Below are 17,900 nucleotides of genomic sequence, written 5' to 3'. Positions count from 1 at the left end.
TTTTTTGGTTTACGGTTTTTTGGGAGTTATATCATTTAATTTGATTGAGTTAGTCGGGTTTGAAAACTTCTCGTAGATGTACAAAATTTAGTCAATAAATTGAAGATCAATTTCTTGAGCTAATTTATTCAGTAAGTACTTAACTTCAGGCACAAGACTAGGGTGTGCTTGAACAACAATGTCGCGATGGCCTTCGTGCTTGTCGCCTTCGATTGTTGAGTAGAAACATAGGCCTTCATTTGCTTCAAGTTGAAAGTAGAAATATGCTGATTCTTTCTTTGGTACTCTTACAATTGTTTTAAATATCTCACTCATAAAATACTCGACAAGTTTGTTTTTTATTTAGTTATTTGGCTTGGCAGTCTTTGCCTATGCACGAAATTTCATTGACTTAAACGCTTTGTAACCTAAAATATTATTAAAGGCCACTCTTTTATCAAGTCATGGAGGACTACAAGTGAAAGATTTCAGGAAGAGATTTCCACTCACTTCAGTATTAATTTTAGCTTTGGCAACGACATCTTGTTCGTGGTCAAAAAGAAAAACTCTTTTTGATGAAGAAGGCTATCCAATTGAAGAAGATAAGCAAGTAGCAGCTAAACAACAAATGGTTCCAAAGGCCCAGTACGATCAACTTCTAGAAAAGTACGATAAGCTTTTAAAAGATACTAAAGCACCAAGCTTAGCAGAGCAATACAAGGCCAAAGGTGGCAAAGAGTCTGCCGAGCAAGTACAGCTGAGTATGATTGATGATCTACAAGGTGCAAAAGGTAATAATGTTGCTGAGACTGTAGATGTTTTTGCTAATGAAGTGGTAGCACAAAAGAAGCAAGAACAAACTGACGATGTTCTTCTACAAAAAGAATTAAATCTTTTAAAACAAGCCGAAGGTTTAATGGCCCAAAATCGCCTTGATCAATCGTTAACAATTTTAAAAGATCTTGAGGGGTCAAGACATAGCCAAATTAAAGTAAGAGCAAAGTTTTATCTAGCAGAAATGCTTTTTGCACAACAAGAATTTGATCTTGCTATGCAATTATATGAAGAAATTCTTAGACAACACGCTTTTTCAGGTCTTGTTATTAAGAGTTTAGGAAGACTAATTGTTTGTACAGATAAATTAAAATTAGCAAAGAAGAAAGAGAAGTATTATTCAATCCTTCACGATTTCTTTGGTGAAGCATAGGGCATAGTTTGAAGAAGAAAAATCTAAGCTTATTCTTTTGTATCGTATCTCTTCTCATGAGCATGGGACAAGTGCGTGCGCAAGATGATCTTAAGGATCTAGAGCTTTTAGATGATAAAGACCTTCTTATGCTTTTAGAGGAAGAAACAGATCAGCCTCAGCAAACGGATGTTTCAGATGAAGTCCTTTCAGACGAATTAAATTCAATTAAAAGTGATCAAAAGAAAACACTTCCTGGCGAGGAAGTTCTTACTGATGAAAATCTTAAAAAGATTGATGCTAATAATTTAGAGAACGCAGATAATCTTGAAGAGATTGATATACTTGCAAAAGATGTTGATACAAAAACACAAGAGTCTAATGTTGATATTGTAGAGCCTGAAAAAGCTGCACAAAAAAATGTTAGTAATCAAAATGTAACAATTGATAAAAATCTTTTTAATGTAGGAAAGGAAGAGAAAGAGCTTCTCGATCTTGCAAAATTTGTTGAAAAGAAAATTCCAGAAGAAGAGTGGAATGAGCTTGCAACAGCTGCAAAAGTCGATAAGTATATCGTGCAAGATGGCGACTGGCTTTGGAAGATTTCACAAAATCTTTTTGGATCAGGTTTTTATTATTCAAAAATTTGGTCGATGAACCCTCAGATTACAAATCCACACGAAATTGAGCCAGGACAAGTTCTAGTATTTTCTACTGGTAGTGAGAGTTCTTTTCCAAAAGTTGCCTTTGGTTCTTTTGAGGATGATGGAAGTCAAGTTCGTCGTTCTGAGAACGTTAAGGTTGCTTCATCTGGTGCATTCTCAGCATATGGTGACGATATAAAATCAGATTGGTTAAAAGAGAGAAGGACACTTGTAAACAAAGGTGCATTCTTTCAATCACTAACAGAGTCTTCTTATGATGATGTTCTTTCAATGACTGAGATTGAGTTAAATACTGATTATAAAAAGTATGCGCCACCAATTTCTCGTATCATTATTGAAGAGCCAGATACTCAATATGACAAAAATGGTATTTCTTCGATTGAAAGACAAGAGATCACTGTTTCTCATGGATTCTATTTAAATACTTTTCTTACAACTAATCATATTCAAGATTTAGGTTATATCTCAGATAAGCAAGACGAGTCGGTTTTAATTCACAAAGACCAACATATCTACGTTAAGTTTGATAAGAGTGTACAGGTTAGGCCAGGTGATAAGTTTTCAATTTATCAACCAGATGGAAAAGTATCTCACCGTATCTCGGATCGTGAAGGTTTACGCTATACAATTCTTGGTCAAGTTAAGGCAATTCGTGAGTTAGAAGATAATAAGTGGGAAGTTGCTGTTGACGAAATTGTTGAAACTATTGAGCGTGGAGCTAGGCTTACTGTTTATACTCCAAAGATTGCTAAGATCTTTAAGACTTATAACCCACGTCGTATTGAAGCTGCGATTATCGGTTCTTATAAGCAACAAGATCGTGGGCTTGCCCTTGGAAGTGTTGTCTATTTAGACAGAGGTCGAGTTGACGGAGTTGAGCTTGGAAATGTTTTTGAAGTTTACTCTTTTATGGATAGAGGAACAGGAAAACAAATTAGTTCACAACCTACTTATGTAAAAGGTGAGGCAACTGTTATTACTGTAACTGATAACTTTGCTACGGCAGTTGTTTCTTATAGTAACTCAGGGCTTGATCTTGGAGATATTGCTCTGACAAAATCTGAAGCGACAGCAAAGATGGCCGAGCAGTTACGCAATAACACACGTGCAAAGAATCTTGGTAAGCAAGAAAACCTTGCTCTTGAAGAACTTGATGTTGAGCTAAATTTAGACAATCTTGGGGAAGATCTGCTTAAACAAGTTGATGAAATTCGTCTTGAAGAGGATGAACTTGAAGAACTTGAACGCCAAGAAAGAGAGAAGTCGATCATTAAGGAACAAGCTCGAGATCTTAAAGAACTAGAGAAGCTTGAGAAAGAATTGATTGATGCTGAAACAAAATTAAATGAGCAAAAGATCGACGAAGATACTTACTTAGAGCGTCAAGACCTGAATTTAATTGAGAAAGGTGTGAAGGCTAAAGATCCTAACGCACTACCTTCAATGAATGAAATTGAATCACAAGAAGGTCTAAAATATATGGATGAAGATCTGAACACTAAGGAAAACCCTTACGGATTGACTCCATATGACATCGAAGAAATTGAAGAACTATTGAATAGTGACTCAAATTAATCTATGCTAGCAAAAAATATGTTAAGATACCCTTGGTGCGTTCCTGTAACGCACCTTGTTTTTTTATAACAGGAGAAAGTGAACGTCATGACACAATCAGAAGTTGTGAGTGAAGCTACAACAAATGCTGCCTCTGACAAGGCCTCGAAAAAAGTAGCAAAAAAAACAACAAGTAAAAAGAAAACAACAAAGAAGAAGACTGCCAAAAAAACTGCCAAAAAAACAGCAAAGAAAGCTGCTAAAAAAACGGCCAAAAAAACAGCAAAGAAAGCTTCTTCATCTAAAGAAAAAGACTACAAACTAGTCATCGTGGAATCACCTTCAAAGGCCAAAACGATTAAGAAATATCTTGGCCGTGGTTTTCAAGTTGTTGCTTCAAACGGACACATTAAAGACCTTCCAAAGTCTAAACTAGGTGTTGATATCAAAGAAAACTTCGAGATCGACCTTGTTCCTATAGCTGGTAAAGCAGCAAAAATCGAAAGAATTCAAGAATTAGCAAAAGATGCAAGTGAAATCTTCCTGGCACCCGACTTGGACCGTGAGGGAGAGGCCATCGCATTCCATCTTGCTGAAGAAATTGGTAAGCGTAAAAAAATTAGAAGAGTAATCTTCAACGCCGTTACTAAGAATGCTGTAACGAATGCCGTTGAGAATCCAGTAGAGCTAAATGTTAATATGTATGATGCCCAAAAGACTCGTCGAGTTCTTGATCGTCTAGTGGGTTATAAGATTTCACCAATCCTTTGGGATAAGGTTCAACGTGGTATTTCTGCTGGGCGAGTTCAGTCGGTTGCCCTTAGAATTATTGTTGAAAGAGAAGACGAAATTAAAGCTTTTGTTCCAGAGCAATGGTTTTCTATCCATGGTGAAATGGAAAAAAATGGAACTCTTTTTGAATTCAAATACTATGGTGAAGATGCCAAGAAGAAAACAGAACTAACTGATGAAGAGTTCACAAAACAAATTGTAAAAGATGTTAATGGGAAAGAGTTTGAAGTAATTGACGTTAAGAAACGTGAGAGAAAACAAAACCCAACACCTCCTTTTACGACATCAAAGCTTCAACAGGAAGCTGCCAATAAGTTAGGCTTCACAGCAAAAAGAACAATGATGGTTGCACAAAAACTTTATGAAGGGATTGCAACAACTGACTTTGGTACAGTCGGTCTTATTACTTATATGAGAACGGACTCTGTTAGAACTGAGCCTGAATCATTAAATGCACTACGCGAATACGTAAAAGATCAATACGGTGAAAAGTATTTATCACCGGAGCCTATTGAATATAAGAAGAAGGGAAGTAGTAAGGTTCAAGATGCCCACGAGGCCATCAGACCGACATCTCTTGAATATACTCCAAATCAGCTAAGAGGTGATTTAGAGCCAGATGAACAAAAACTTTATGAGCTTATTTGGAATAAATTCATCTCTTCTCAAATGAGCCAAGCTGTTATTGATCAAACGGCCGTAACTTTTGAATGTGAAGGTCACTTCTTTAAGGCCAATGGTTCAATCATTAAGTTTCCAGGTTTTAGAACTGTTTATATGGAAGCTGCTGCAGAGAAAGCTTCTCGTCGTGGTGGAAATGATGATGAGGATGATAACGACACACCAAAGGCAACAGGTGAGCTACCAGTTATTGAGGTCGGCGAACAAATGCCAGCAAAAAATGGACCTGCTGAGCAGGAACATTGGACTTCTCCTCCTCCACGCTTTAATGAAGCCTCACTTGTTAAGGCTTTAGAAGAGCAGGGAATTGGACGTCCATCGACATATGCTTCAATTATTTCAAATATTCAAGATCGTGGTTACGTTGAAAAGGTTGAAAACCGTTTCATGTCAACTGAGCTTGGAACTGTTGTTTGTAAAATGCTTATCGAATCATTCCCAGATGTCATGAACGTTGCTTTTACGGCCAATGTAGAAAAGCTACTTGATAAGATTGAAGACGGTGAAATTAAGTGGAAGAAGGTACTTAAGGAATTCTGGCAAGGTTTTGAAAAGACTCTTGAAAAAGCAAAAGAGGAAATGAAAAACCTCAAGAAGCAAGAAATCCCAACTGGAATTCACTGTGAAAAATGTGAAGACGGAGAGTATCTGATTAAGTGGGGACGTAATGGTCAGTTCCTTGCTTGTCGTAACTACCCGGATTGTACTTCTACTCACGATTTTAAAAAGCACCTTGACGGTAAAATTGAAATACTTCCAAAAGATTGGTTTAGAGATCCGTGCCCTGAGTGTGGAAAACGTCTTGAGGTTAAAAAAGGTAAGTTTGGTCGCTTTGTTCGTTGTGAAGAATATCCAAAATGTGAAACGACACTTCCATATACAATCGATGTAACTTGTCCAAAATGTAAAAAAGGAAAGTTTGCTGAGAAGAAATCTCGTTATGGGAAGATCTTCTACGGATGTACGAATTATCCTGAATGTGAAACAGCTCTTTGGAATGAGCCTAAAGTAATGGATTGTCCTGCTTGTGGATTTGGCGTAATGGGCGTTAAAGAAACAAAGAGATGGGGAAAACAGCTTCAATGTCCTGAGTGTAAACACTCTGTTGATTGGGAAGATACTCCATTTGCAAAAGAAGAAGCACAAGAGAATAAAGAGTAAATAATATGATCAATAAAAATATGGCCCTTGTTTTTTGCAAGGGCTTTCTTATGGGCATTGCCGACCTAATCCCAGGTGTATCTGGGGGAACAATTGCATTTATAACTGGTATTTATGACAAGCTTCTTGAGACTGTTGCGGCCATTGATAAAAATCTTATCAAAGATGTGGTGACATTAAATTTTAAAAATGTTTCAGAGAAGATTGATTTAAAATTCATTATACCTTTGGCAATAGGGATACTCGGTGCCATGCTTTCTTTAGCAAGGCTAATGCACTATCTAATCAATTATCACCCTGTTCCTACATGGGGATTATTTCTAGGTTTAATCTCAGCTTCAATCATTGTGATTGCAAGAGACTTAAAGGATCGTAAGAGCCCTGTGGCCCTAGCGATGGTGGCCCTAGGTGGAGCTATTGGTTTTGCTATTACACAACTTGTTCCGGTAACAACTCCAACTGACTTGTGGTTTATTTATATTTGTGGCCTTATCGGAATTACGGCCATGATCCTTCCTGGTATTTCAGGTTCATTCATTCTTTTAATTTTAGGAAAGTATGAATACGTAACAGGTGCTCTAAAAAATCCATTTCAAGAAGGTGCCCTCGTTATCATTGGTGTCTTTGCTCTTGGCTGTTTAACTGGTCTTGTGAGCTTTTCTAAGGTTTTAAACTTCTTTATGAAGAATTTCCGCGAGCGCACAATGGCATTTTTAGTAGGGATTCTTCTTGGAACTTTATCTAAGGTTTGGCCTTGGAGAGAAGTGACAAAGTCTGTTGTGATTCGTGGCAAGACGAAGGTCTTATCAGAGAGCCTTTATTTTCCAACGGCGCTGACAACAGAAGATATTCTTGCTGTTATGCTGGTTGTCATCGGCTTCTTATTTGTCTTCATTCTCGAGCGTAGCGCAAATAGAAACAACTAAAAATATTGTCTAGTTTAGTGACTTGACCTTTTATTTAATTCTCATTAACATCCGTTTGGTAATTCAAACAAAAAGTTTAATAGGAGAATAAATGAAGAAGTTGTTTATCGCTTTAATTGCAGCAACTACAGTTAGTGCTGCTACAACACAAGAGTTAGAGAGAAGAATTGATATTCTTTCTAAAGAAGTACAAAGTATGCAAGCTAAGGGCCTATCGTCAAAGGTTAGCCTTGGTGGTTACGGTGAGATTATCTACACTGACAATAGTGAAGGTACTGCACAGTGGGACACGTTAAGAAACGTTCTTTACGTAGGTTATCAGTTTAGCGACAAATGGTCTTTCATGACTGAGATCGAAATTGAGCACGCTGATGAAATCTATACTGAATTTGCAGAAATTCGTTATGCTCACTCTGATCTTTTAAACTTTAAAGCAGGTCTTTTACTTACTCCAATCGGTATCGTAAACACTGAGCACGAGCCAACTCGTTTTATTGGTGTTAAGCGTCCAAGACTTGAAAATGCAATTATCCCAACAACAATGCGTGAAAACGGTCTAGGTATCTACGGTACTTGGAATAATCTTGAATATAAGTACTATATCATGAACTCTCTAAAGTCTTGGGATGGAACGAATGGTTTCTCTGAGACAGGTGTACGTGGTGGACGTCAAAAAGGTGCTCAAGCTCTTGCTGGTCACTGGTCACACGTTGCTAGAGTTGACTATGGTTTTGACTTTGGTCTAGATCTAGGGACATCAATCTATGTAGGTACAACTAACGGTGCAGCACAAGGTGAGCACAATATCTACGATGTTCATTTAGCATATAACTACAAAGGCCTAACAGTGAAGGCATTATATGTTTACTCAACTCTTGATGGTAAAGAATTCTCAGCAGCAACATCAAAAGTTGTAGCTGACGTAATGCAAGGTTATTATGTTGATCTAGCTTACAATATTACTCATGGTAAAACTTACTCAATTATGCCATATGTAAGATACGAAAGTTATAACACTCAAGATGAAGTTGACTCATCTGTTGGTGTAGCTGATAAAGCAAACGATAAAGAAAATATCACAGCTGGTATTATGTATAAGCCACTTGATAAAGTTTCTTTCAAAGCTGATTTCACAAAACTAAACAATGCATCTAATGCAGGTGAATCAGAAGAAGTAAACTTCGGGATCGGATGGGAATACTAAGATTTTCAAATCTATTCAATATAAAGGCAGTAAAGGGGATTTTCCTCTTTACTGTTTTTTTATTTCTGGCAAAGGGAGAAGCTTTTGCTGGAATCAAGGAAACTCTTTCAAAGAAGTATCCTGGTTGTTCGTTTGTTGAGAAGTCTAAATTCTTAACAGATAAAGAGTTTGAAACAATCAAATCGAAGTATCCTACACGTGATATTCGTCGTTTTTACTCGTTTTTTAAGAGAGAATGTAAGAATGAAACGTCTTATGACTTCGTCTTTACAGATACTGTTCGAACGAAGAATCAAGTTCTCCATGTTCACGTGGTTAAAAATAATATTGAAAGTTTAGCGATTGTTAAATTTGAAGAGCCTTCAGAATATAAGGTGAAATCAAATTGGCTATCTCGATTTAAATCTCAGAAGCCCGATTCAATTGATATTGTTTCGGGGGCAACGCTTTCTTCAAATAGTACAAAATTTTTAGTATGGTTGTCGCTATATCTCCAAAAAGATATAATCTAGTTTAAGCTATGACTCCTTCAGAAAAGAATAACCTATTTACCTCAAATTACTTCATTGTTGTTACTGGTACAATCTATTTTGTGGCCAAGTACTTTATGGAGATTCAAGGAGAGTGGGGAGTTGAAACTCATCCTCTTTCTATTTGGATGCAAAAACTACATATCTTGTCGGTACCTTTTCTACTATTCTTTGTCGGTACAATCTTTTCAAATCATATCTACAAAAGAATTCTAAGTGGTTATAAAAAATCTCGTACATCAGGAATTTTTCTTATAGGACTCTTTGTTGCTATGAGTTTATCGGGTTATCTAATTCAGGTAAGTGATAATGATCTTTTAAGGCAATGGTCGGCCTATATCCACCTAGGAGTATCTTTAGTGTGGAGTATTGGCTTTACTTACCATCACATAACAGCAAATCGTTAAATTGAATTAAGACTGTTTTAGTTTACGATCAACCATTTCACCAATTACGTGAGGGCGAACTAAGTGGTAGGCGTAAAACATATGAAGACACCTAAGGTGATAAAAGTCTCTAAGTCCTCCGATTCCAGTATCTGTAATCATCGGCATCATATTATCTGGTAATTCGAGATTCATTTCTTTAAAGAGTTTTACTCTTTCATCACGATATGATTCATGAATAGCTTTAACTTTCTCTTTAAGTTCTTCATCTGCATCAATCATTGCTTGAAGTTCTTTTGTAAATCCTTGTCCCTCAATCTGACTAATGGCCTTGTAAACAACAGGATCAACTAGCCAGTAGATTGTTGGAAATGGAACCTTATCAACAACTGGAGTAACCTTTATTGAAGCAGGCCTTGCATCAGCTGTTCTTGCTGAAACCTCAAGAATACCTCTGGCCTCTCTTTTTAGAAAAGCTTCAATTTGTTCAATATCTTTATCAGTTACTTGTGTGTTCAAAATAGAGATGCTCCTATTGTGTAAAAAATTGAGAATGAATTAATATCTTCTCGTGCACTTTGTTCTTGCAGAATTTCTACTTTCGTTCGGTTTGTACGATCGACTAAAGTCGCCTTGTATGATCGATAAGCGGCAACTGAAACTTCTGCAAAGAATGGAAAGTGATCAACTGTCTTTACTTGTTCAACGCCGATCGCAAGTGCTCCACCAAATGAATCATAATTAATCTTAAGTGACTTACCATTAGTATTAATATTAAAGTCATCTAGGTCAAGTGAGTTTAGAAGCCAGCTAGGGCCAAATTTGATATATGCTTTGAAAGTTTTGAATCCAATAAAGTCTAAAAAATCAATTTCGTAAACATCTGAGTTAATTCGTATCGTAGGAGTGATATTAAAGGATCTAAAATTTCCTTCGCCTTCAAGAACTCTATTCTCGTATGCGAAACGTAAGTCTCGTCCTCGCCCAAATGTTGTATGTGACTCAAGTCCAATCTCAATTCTTTCTAAGCGAAATGAAAATTGTGTATACATTCCAAGCGCTTTTGATTCTTCACGGTCTTCGATATCGTATTTATTTTCGTACTGATCGTCATCTAGCTCGTTAAAGATAGTATTTTGAAAAGTTACCCCTGCTCTTAGATAAAACTCATAAGGTCCTTTTTGTGCATAGGCAGAAGTTATAGAAAGTATGAATATTATGATCAGTTTAAAATTCTGCATGAAAGTAATATCCAATTGATTTCTTATCAATATTTGGCGCAATGACTGCGTATGATGTCCCTTCAAAAATTGAAGGAAATAAAGTCATCGGGTTAATAAGGTGACCAAAGAAATGCCCAACTTTACTATCTCCGTTAAGAAGTTGCATTGATAGTTTTTCGAATCCATAGCCCATAACCGCACCTAGTACAGGTGTTTGATAAAGGTCTTGAACAGAAGCTGGTTCAGTATAAACTTCGATGAGAAACTCAAAGATTGTGCTTGAAACAAAAGTTAGTGCCAGAGCATCAGCGTATCGATAATTTCGGGCTCGATAGTAAAGAAACATTTGAGAGCCTGTGTAAGGGTGAACCATATAGTTCCAAAAAGGCTCATCACGATCAAAAACTATTTTTCCAAAATTACTTCGGTAAACATCCCATGAACCTTCTTCTCTTACTGTATCCCATTGAGTTAGTGGATAAGCGATTAAAGAGATACCAAAGACGAATCCAACATCTTTAAAAATTTCTTCTTTAGTATGGTCTCGATCTTGGTAGAAATACTCTGTTTTTGCAAAAGAAGTTCTTTGCAGTGACAGGGCAAGTAATGTAAAAGATATAGAAATAATAAAGCTTTTCACGATGTGTTCTTATATAAATTAAGCTACATTATGGCCAATAATACATTGCGATAATTAAGCCAGTTAATCATAAATATGAAAAAATTAATCTATTCTTTAATAATTTTATTTACCTCTGTTCAAGTTATAGCTCAAAGCTCAAATTATCTTATTTTTAATGAGAAAACCGATGGTCCTTGGTTTCCAATTCAGCTCTATATTAACGGTTCATTTGATGTCATTCAAAATCCTTACTGGTTCAATCAGAAGGACTATTTTGAGAAACATAAGATTGTTTGGAACAAGGTAAAAGATCCTATTCATTCGATTAAGAAGAATGGTGGCCTTGATACTTTATTAAAGGAAGAGTTTCTAAGTAATCGCGTCCTACCTAATATTTTTTTACATACATTCGGTGGAGCTTACGAGACTAAGAAGCTCATGGAATATTCTGATTACTATGGAATTAAATGGGCCAAGACTTTTTCGTTTATTGTGACCTATGCGATGCACTTTGGTAATGAGGCCAATGAAACAACTCAACCTGAAGTATCTGCACTTGATCATATTGCAGACTTATATATCTATGACGTGGCGGCATTTCTACTTGGATTAAATGATCCATTTATGAATTTCATGGTTGATGAAATGGGGATGACAACTTGGCACTTCATGCCAGTCTATGATGTTGAGCATGAGGACTTTTTTAACGTTGGTCTAAATTATATTATGCGTCCTAAGCTTCTACACTTTAATAAGTTTAGGCCGCTCCTTTATATGGGAATGATGAATCTAGTAGGGCTTACTTACGATAACGGAGATCTTTCTCATTCTGTTGCTGCGGGGATGGCCTTTACTGATCCACTAGAGCAGAAGGGGCGCTTTGCTTATGGTTACTTTCTTGAAACCATGGGAAGACAAGCTGCGTCACTATTAATGAACAGTTCTGAAGACTTTAGGGTTCGTTTAAATCTATATCCTGCATTATTTCATTTCTATGCTGATAGCGCGTCTAACTTCGCTCTAATGCTAGGGCAAACGAAGAATGATGACTTTGCCTTTGGAATAAATTATGAGCTGCCAATAAGTATTGGGAATCTTAACTAGGTTAAGATTAGCTTGCTTGCGTAATGCTGAAAGCGTACTATAGATGCGAAATATAGGACGATTTATGACGGTTAAAATTAATAAGCAAGCACTCAAAAACTATCAAGAAAAATACGGAAGTGATTCAATCCTTAATGTAAATAAAGGACTTGAGAAAGAGGGCCTTCGTGTAATGGTTGAAGATGGCAAGCTTGCAAGTTCCGATCATGACCCAAAATTTGGTTCAAAACTTCTTCATAAATGGATAACTACCGACTTTGCAGAAAGTCTTCTTGAGTTCATCACTCCTGTTTCAAAATCAAATGATGAAACTTTAAAAACTCTGGGAAATCTTCAACACTATGTTTTAGAACAAGATTCAAGTGAAGTCATCTGGCCATCATCAATGCCTTGTATCTTACCGGAAGATAAAGATATTAAGCTTGCTTACTACGGAGAGAGTAACTCTGGCCGTTTAAAGACTCTTTATCGCTCTGGTCTTGGCCTTCGCTATGGAAGATCAATGCAGGCGATTGCGGGACTTCATTACAATTTTTCAATGACAGATGAATTTTGGAAAAATTGGCATGAGTTAAGTGGAAGCTTTTTATCGCTTCAACTTTTTATTAATGAGGAATACTTAAATCTTTGTCGAAACTTTAGAAGTTATTCAAATATTCTCTTATATCTTTTTGGAAACTCTGTTTCTGTTCATGAGTCCTTCCTTAGTGGTAAGAAACATTCACTAGATGTGATTCATGAAGATGAGAAATATGGCAAAACTTTTGGCTCGAAAGAAGGGACATGCTTAAGGATGGGGGGACTTGGTTATACAGGTGCTTCTCAAAACGGTATTCGAATTTGTTATAACGGTCTTGATAGTTATTGCGATAGTTTAGAAGAAGCTCTGCAAATGAATTTTGCAGATTTTGATAAGATTGGTTTAAGGAATGAGAAAGGAGAGCTTCAGCAAATTAGCACTCACATTCTACAAATTGAAAATGAATTCTATTCAATCATTAGACCTAAAAGAATTGCTCCTCCTGGCAAGAGTGCTCTTGCTAGCCTAAGAAGCAAGGGGATTGAATATATTGAGGTTAGACTTCTCGATCTCAACCCATTTGCAAAGAATGGAATTACCAAAGTTCAAATGGACTTCTTAGATGCGTTCTTATTGTCGTGCCTATTCTTGCGAGCGGATAGATGCAATCGTGAAATTTATAATGAGATTGAGGATAATAATCAGCTTATTGTTAGGCAGGGAAGAAAGCCTGGCCTAGAAATTAGCGTTGATGGTGAGAAAAGAAATTACCAAGAATATCTAGCAACATTCTTTAATCAAATGGCCGAAGTCATTGATGCTATATCAGATGGTGAGCGTAAGAAAGCATTACTTTTTGCTCTTGAAGAGCAACGTAAGTTAATTGATCCTGCTAACACTCTTTCACAAAAAGTATTTGATCTTGTTTCAAAGAAAGGTCATATTCAGGCGATGAAGGATCTTGCGCTAGAGCATCGTAAGGAGCTGGCCGCTGTAGAAGTAAATCATGTTTTTCAAGAAGAATTAGAGCTTGAGAAGAATGCATCGATGCAGCGTCAGGTGGACTTTGAGAAATTAGACGACGTAGACTTTGAAGAATACGTCGCCGCTTATGTTGCTTCTAGTTTTTCAAAATAACGATTGAATAAAAGTTAGCACTAAGTAAATTAAACCAAATGCAATTGCTAGTAATGTTAGATTTACTGTATGTTTAATAATTTTATATAGCGCCAGGTTTGTTTCTTTTAGAGTTCTTACTTTTAAAAGAGTAGGTGTTACTGCTCCAAAGATGGCATTAACTAGTCCTCTTTGATCTCCCGGAACATTTGGAACGAGAGTAATTCTCATAATCAGCTTAAAGATAAAGTTAATGATTTTTCCTATGATATTCGTTGGGCGATCAACTTCAAGCATAAGGATAATTCTTTCATTTTCAGAATTGTTGAAAGCAAAGTGAAGATAGGTCTCATCAAATAGTAGGGCCTCTCCATCGCGCCAAGAATAGTCAGTTCCATCAATATTAATATAACAACGATCATCGTTAGGTGTTTTTAAACCTAAGTGGTAGCGAAGTGATGTGGCAACTGGATCTAAGTGCTTTGTTAGTTTTGATCCTACTGGAAGAATTGAGTACATGGCACCGTTTACACCAGGAACTTTAGAAACAAGTTCAACTGTTTTTGGACACAGCTCTTTTGCTGACTTTAAAGTCGTTCCATACCAAGTAAGATAAAATTTAGACCAACCGTATTTATAAAAAGTTCTAAAACCAATGTCGTAATATGCACTTGAAGTTGGATCTTTTACTTTATCAAAATATCCATTTTCTCTAAGATTTACCGCCTCATCGCGAATTGTTTCCCAGTTATCTTGAACTAGTTTTAACTCTGGAAAGTCTGCAAGATTCATTATTGGCTTAGCTGCTCTCTTCTTAGTGAACATATAAAGTAGGCAGTTAAGTGGTGCAAAAATTGGCCAGCCTTTGCGGAGATAGAAGTTTAAGCTCTCATATCTTTCTGTTCCACGGTAAGCGTAGACATAGCCCATTGAGGCAATACCAAAAAGAAAGAGAAAAATAAGTACAGATATAACGCTAATAGTCTTATCCTCGTTTAAGTTTAACAATTAGAATCAAATATACCTCAAGGAGCCGCTTTCCTCCATGATTTTTCTCACTATGTGTAATGTGTCATTTTAAATTTTGCGCTCTTTAAAAACTGTTCACTCTAGCTCAGGATGCTTAACAACGCCTTTATAGATTGGCTTACATTTTCCAACGCCGACAAATTGGAATGTTGAACTAGTTACACTTGAGACTGGGGCCGTGGCCGTGTCGAGGAAGGCCTTGGTTTTTGAAATTTCTGGTTTTGAAAATGTTCCCTTAATAATCTGTTGCAGTTCCGGGCAATATTTTTCATCAATTACTGAAACAACGAGATCTTTAAAAGTTTGCTTCTCAATATTGGCTCCACCTTGAGCAACGATTAAGTGTTCTTGTGTTGCCACTGCAACATCTTCAAAGATTATAATATCTCCCGTAAGTGTTATTGCAGCATTGACTTGCTTAAGGTTTGTGTCTCCTCCTCGAAAACCTCCAATCGTTTGTCCAAGACTGGCCGCACTTGTATAGAGAAGGCCTATTGGTCCTAAGGCCAAGACGGCCGCGGCGTCGATGATTCCAATATTGCGAGTGTCTAAAAAATTTGTAATAACATCATCAACCCTAAAGCCTTTTAAGACTAAGTTCTTTCCTGAAACACTTGCTTTGATATCACCATTCACTTGTGCATTGATGTTAATTAATCCAGAGAGCCCTAAAGATGCATCAAAGTATTTAATGACATTGTTAATATCAAGATCGTTATATTTGAAACGAATATCTTTTAGATTTACTAAGTTAAAAGTTAGGTTACCTCGATTCTTAGAACCAAAGTCAGGAATAAAAATTTGGCTTACTTCAATTATTGTTCCTTCTTTCTTATGAACAAAGCAATTCATACTTTTTAGTTTGAATTTTTGTAATTGAATTTCTTGTGCCCTCACTTTTATTTTGGAATTTAGCGCCTGCAAATAGCGATCGATATTTTTAGCATCGACATCAATTTCTAAAAAGTCGATATTAACAGATTTGATTTTTAATATATTCTTTTCATCTATTTGATAGCTCAAGTTATGGAGGGCCCAATGGCCTATACTGATTTTTTCAACTTGCTCTATTCTTACTCCCGCCATGGCAAGAGACTTTTTGATCACCCATTTATAATTTAGAATAAGAATGACTAGGCCAGTGATGAAAGTAAGGGCCAAGCCTATGAATATCTTTTTATATATTTTTTTCATGAGTAAATTGGTCGGTCATTGTTAAATAGTTTGTATTTGTCACAATTAAAACACATAAGAACATCATCTAAAATAAAAACTTTATTAATTGAATTAATAATCTCCACCACTTTTATGGATGAGCTATAATAGATTAAATTATGTTTAAAAAGTTAATTACTCAAACATTGAAGTCATCGTCTAAAACATATAAAGAGTATAATTCATACTGTCCTTATATTGTGGATCACAAGTCTAGGCCTGTACCTGACGAAATAAAAACACGATATGCTAGGTATGATGATGCTCAGGCTATTGCTCGTATTATTAATGAAAATAATATTGATCCAAACCTTGATTATTCTTTCTTTTTTGAAAGAACGAAAAAAGAGTTGGCCCGTGGTGGAAACTTAAAAGGTTTTCATCTGATTGTTGCCATTCTTGATGAAGAAATAGTTGGTTATGGAAGATCAATTCTCTATACACAAGAAATGGTCAATCAGTATAAGTACAAAGCACCTGTCGGTTGGTATCTTATGGGACTTACTGTTCTTCCAGAATATCGTGGCCGTGGTATTGGTGATCTCTTAACTCAAGAGCGACTTAAACACATTGGGCAAATTTCAACGAAAGCTTATTATGTTGTTAATGCAAAAAATAAAACCTCTATTAAGATGCATGAGAAGTACGGTTTTAAATTAAAAGAAGAAGGCCAAGGTTTCTTAAAAATATCATTTAATGGCGGATTAGGAATGCTGTATGAATGCAGCTTAATAACTAGAGAAGTAGATAAGGACTAAAATGGATTTTTTCAATTATAGAGAAAATGAATTATTTGCAGAGGATAATAAAGTAGCCGATCTTGTTCAAAAGTATGGAACTCCACTTTATATCTATTCTTTGAAAACATTTAAGAGACACTTTCTAGCTTTTCAAGAACCTTTAAAAGAACATCGTCATTTAATTTGTTATGCAGTTAAGGCGAATTCAAATATTAATATCTTAAAAGAACTGGCCGCAATGGGCAGTGGTTTTGATATCGTTTCTCGTGGTGAACTTGAAAGAGTATTGGCAGCAGGTGGACAAGCATCAAAGACGGTTTTTTCTGGGGTAGGAAAGTCTTATGATGAAATTGAGTTTGCACTTGAAAAAGGTATTAAATGCTTAAATGTCGAATCAGTAGCTGAGCTTAGAAGAATTAATGAAGTTGCTAAAAAAATGAAAAAGAAGGCACCGGTTTCAATTAGAGTGAATCCAGATGTCGATGCTAAAACGCACCCATATATTGCAACAGGTTTAAAAGAAAATAAATTTGGTATTTCATTTCAAAAAGCGCAAGAAGTCTATGACATCGCACATTCATTAGACTCGATCAGTGTCGAAGGCATTGACTGCCACATTGGTTCGCAGCTAACTAATATCGGTCCTTTTCTAGAGGCATTAGAGAGGCTAAAACAATTAGTTGATACTCTAAGAAAAAACGGTACGCCCCTTAAGCATATTGATCTAGGAGGGGGATTAGGAGTTAAATACCGTGATGAAGTTCCTCCTCATCCAAGTGAATATCTTGCTCAAGTAATTAAGAGCCTTGAGGACTATCCTGAGTTAGAACTTATCTTTGAACCTGGTCGAGCGATTGCTGCTAATGCGGGAATACTTGTGACAAAGCTTGAGTACATTAAGGAAAATGAGGGGAAGCATTTTGCTATTGTTGATGCGGCAATGAATGATTTAATGCGACCAGCCCTTTATCAAGCATGGCAAGAAGTCATCAAAGTCGATCAATCAATTAGAGGAATAAAAGAAAATTTTGATATCGTTGGCCCAGTATGTGAGACAGGGGATTATCTTGCAAAAGATAGGGAGCTTGAACTAAGTGAGGGAGAGTTGTTAGCAATTCGCTCTTGTGGAGCTTATGGCTTTACGATGTCTAGTAATTATAATTCAAGACCAAGAGCATGTGAGTTGCTTGTTGATGGCGATAAAAATCGTTTAATAAGAAAGCGAGAAACTTACCAAGATCTTTACTACTTGGAACAATGTGATTAG

17 protein-coding genes are annotated in these 17,900 nt (G+C 36.3%); 11 read left to right on the top strand and 6 right to left on the bottom strand.

Annotation, left to right across the window (positions count from 1 at the left end; all coding sequences use genetic code 11):
* Positions 1–87 precede the first annotated feature (87 nt).
* A complete protein-coding gene (locus ABMA70_RS05465; RefSeq protein ID WP_392991082.1) occupies positions 88–315 on the bottom strand; it encodes a DUF4911 domain-containing protein in 228 nt (75 codons plus the stop codon).
* Between the two features lie 142 nt (positions 316–457).
* On the opposite strand from ABMA70_RS05465, the gene ABMA70_RS05460 reads away from it, so the two are divergent.
* From ABMA70_RS05460 to ABMA70_RS05430, 7 genes are all read left to right on the top strand, one after another.
* The gene (locus ABMA70_RS05460; protein WP_103216536.1) at positions 458–1,186 is read left to right on the top strand and encodes a tetratricopeptide repeat protein; all 729 of its coding nucleotides are present in this window, start codon (positions 458–460) and stop codon (positions 1,184–1,186) included.
* 8 nt (positions 1,187–1,194) lie between these two features.
* Positions 1,195–3,405 carry a LysM peptidoglycan-binding domain-containing protein gene (locus ABMA70_RS05455; RefSeq protein WP_392991085.1) on the top strand — a complete coding sequence of 737 codons (2,211 nt, stop codon included), beginning with the start codon at positions 1,195–1,197 and terminating at the stop codon, positions 3,403–3,405.
* 87 nt (positions 3,406–3,492) lie between these two features.
* Positions 3,493–6,018 (top strand): type I DNA topoisomerase, encoded by a 2,526-nt coding sequence (topA, locus tag ABMA70_RS05450; RefSeq protein ID WP_392991087.1) that lies wholly within the window; start codon positions 3,493–3,495, stop codon positions 6,016–6,018.
* A 5-nt stretch (positions 6,019–6,023) separates the two neighbouring features.
* Positions 6,024–6,944 carry a DUF368 domain-containing protein gene (locus ABMA70_RS05445; protein WP_392991089.1) on the top strand — a complete coding sequence of 307 codons (921 nt, stop codon included), beginning with the start codon at positions 6,024–6,026 and terminating at the stop codon, positions 6,942–6,944.
* Between the two features lie 91 nt (positions 6,945–7,035).
* The gene (locus ABMA70_RS05440) at positions 7,036–8,148 is read left to right on the top strand and encodes a hypothetical protein (protein ID WP_103216540.1); all 1,113 of its coding nucleotides are present in this window, start codon (positions 7,036–7,038) and stop codon (positions 8,146–8,148) included.
* A complete protein-coding gene (locus ABMA70_RS05435) occupies positions 8,136–8,660 on the top strand; it encodes an FMN-binding protein (protein WP_103216541.1) in 525 nt (174 codons plus the stop codon). The genes ABMA70_RS05440 and ABMA70_RS05435 overlap by 13 nt, the downstream gene beginning before the upstream one ends.
* An 8-nt stretch (positions 8,661–8,668) precedes the next feature.
* A complete protein-coding gene (locus tag ABMA70_RS05430; protein WP_103216542.1) occupies positions 8,669–9,085 on the top strand; it encodes a hypothetical protein in 417 nt (138 codons plus the stop codon).
* A gap of 6 nt (positions 9,086–9,091) precedes the next feature.
* On the opposite strand, the gene ABMA70_RS05425 is transcribed toward ABMA70_RS05430, so the two are convergent.
* Genes ABMA70_RS05425 through ABMA70_RS05415 form a run of 3 tightly spaced genes read right to left on the bottom strand, consistent with a single transcriptional unit; the run spans position 9,092 to position 10,927 of the window.
* Positions 9,092–9,583, bottom strand: a complete 492-nt coding sequence (locus ABMA70_RS05425) for a DUF501 domain-containing protein (RefSeq protein WP_158246763.1) — start codon at positions 9,581–9,583, stop codon at positions 9,092–9,094.
* Entirely contained in the window at positions 9,580–10,305 is a 726-nt protein-coding gene (locus ABMA70_RS05420; protein WP_392991092.1) for a hypothetical protein, read from the bottom strand. The genes ABMA70_RS05425 and ABMA70_RS05420 overlap by 4 nt, the downstream gene beginning before the upstream one ends.
* Positions 10,292–10,927 carry a DUF3943 domain-containing protein gene (locus ABMA70_RS05415; RefSeq protein ID WP_392991094.1) on the bottom strand — a complete coding sequence of 212 codons (636 nt, stop codon included), beginning with the start codon at positions 10,925–10,927 and terminating at the stop codon, positions 10,292–10,294. Before ABMA70_RS05415 ends, ABMA70_RS05420 begins: the two co-directional genes overlap by 14 nt.
* Positions 10,928–11,002: 75 nt before the next feature.
* Between ABMA70_RS05415 and ABMA70_RS05410 the strand changes: the two genes are divergently transcribed.
* Both ABMA70_RS05410 and gshA read left to right on the top strand, forming a co-directional pair.
* Positions 11,003–12,013 carry a hypothetical protein gene (locus tag ABMA70_RS05410; RefSeq protein ID WP_392991095.1) on the top strand — a complete coding sequence of 337 codons (1,011 nt, stop codon included), beginning with the start codon at positions 11,003–11,005 and terminating at the stop codon, positions 12,011–12,013.
* A gap of 64 nt (positions 12,014–12,077) precedes the next feature.
* The gene (gene gshA / locus ABMA70_RS05405) at positions 12,078–13,670 is read left to right on the top strand and encodes a glutamate--cysteine ligase (RefSeq protein WP_392991097.1); all 1,593 of its coding nucleotides are present in this window, start codon (positions 12,078–12,080) and stop codon (positions 13,668–13,670) included.
* Here the strand turns inward: gshA and ABMA70_RS05400 are convergent.
* A complete protein-coding gene (locus ABMA70_RS05400) occupies positions 13,662–14,657 on the bottom strand; it encodes an aspartyl/asparaginyl beta-hydroxylase domain-containing protein (protein ID WP_199177502.1) in 996 nt (331 codons plus the stop codon). The genes gshA and ABMA70_RS05400 overlap by 9 nt on opposite strands.
* A 96-nt stretch (positions 14,658–14,753) precedes the next feature.
* On the bottom strand, positions 14,754–15,872 hold the full coding sequence (locus ABMA70_RS05395) for a hypothetical protein (protein WP_392991100.1): 1,119 nt from the start codon (positions 15,870–15,872) through the stop codon (positions 14,754–14,756).
* Positions 15,873–16,012: 140 nt separating this feature from the next.
* Between ABMA70_RS05395 and ABMA70_RS05390 the strand changes: the two genes are divergently transcribed.
* Positions 16,013–16,651 carry a GNAT family N-acetyltransferase gene (locus ABMA70_RS05390; protein ID WP_103216549.1) on the top strand — a complete coding sequence of 213 codons (639 nt, stop codon included), beginning with the start codon at positions 16,013–16,015 and terminating at the stop codon, positions 16,649–16,651.
* Between the two features lies 1 nt (position 16,652).
* A complete protein-coding gene (gene lysA / locus ABMA70_RS05385; RefSeq protein ID WP_392991102.1) occupies positions 16,653–17,900 on the top strand; it encodes a diaminopimelate decarboxylase in 1,248 nt (415 codons plus the stop codon).

The organism is Halobacteriovorax sp. XZX-3, assembly GCF_043196495.1.
GTDB lineage: Bacteria > Bdellovibrionota > Bacteriovoracia > Bacteriovoracales > Bacteriovoracaceae > Halobacteriovorax_A.
This window is presented reverse-complemented; position numbering and strand designations above follow the sequence as displayed.

Excerpts from the sequence above, each read along its gene's own strand:
- ABMA70_RS05395 (WP_392991100.1), bottom strand. The coding sequence starts at position 15,872 with ATGAAAAAAATATATAAAAAGATATTCATAGGCTTGGCCCTTACTTTC.
- ABMA70_RS05430 (WP_103216542.1), top strand. The coding sequence starts at position 8,669 with ATGACTCCTTCAGAAAAGAATAACCTATTTACCTCAAATTACTTCATT.
- topA (WP_392991087.1), top strand. The coding sequence starts at position 3,493 with ATGACACAATCAGAAGTTGTGAGTGAAGCTACAACAAATGCTGCCTCT.
- ABMA70_RS05465 (WP_392991082.1), bottom strand. The coding sequence starts at position 315 with ATGAGTGAGATATTTAAAACAATTGTAAGAGTACCAAAGAAAGAATCA.
- ABMA70_RS05390 (WP_103216549.1), top strand. The coding sequence starts at position 16,013 with ATGTTTAAAAAGTTAATTACTCAAACATTGAAGTCATCGTCTAAAACA.
- ABMA70_RS05420 (WP_392991092.1), bottom strand. The coding sequence starts at position 10,305 with ATGCAGAATTTTAAACTGATCATAATATTCATACTTTCTATAACTTCT.
- ABMA70_RS05445 (WP_392991089.1), top strand. The coding sequence starts at position 6,024 with ATGATCAATAAAAATATGGCCCTTGTTTTTTGCAAGGGCTTTCTTATG.
- lysA (WP_392991102.1), top strand. The coding sequence starts at position 16,653 with ATGGATTTTTTCAATTATAGAGAAAATGAATTATTTGCAGAGGATAAT.
- ABMA70_RS05410 (WP_392991095.1), top strand. The coding sequence starts at position 11,003 with ATGAAAAAATTAATCTATTCTTTAATAATTTTATTTACCTCTGTTCAA.
- gshA (WP_392991097.1), top strand. The coding sequence starts at position 12,078 with ATGACGGTTAAAATTAATAAGCAAGCACTCAAAAACTATCAAGAAAAA.
- ABMA70_RS05435 (WP_103216541.1), top strand. The coding sequence starts at position 8,136 with ATGGGAATACTAAGATTTTCAAATCTATTCAATATAAAGGCAGTAAAG.
- ABMA70_RS05440 (WP_103216540.1), top strand. The coding sequence starts at position 7,036 with ATGAAGAAGTTGTTTATCGCTTTAATTGCAGCAACTACAGTTAGTGCT.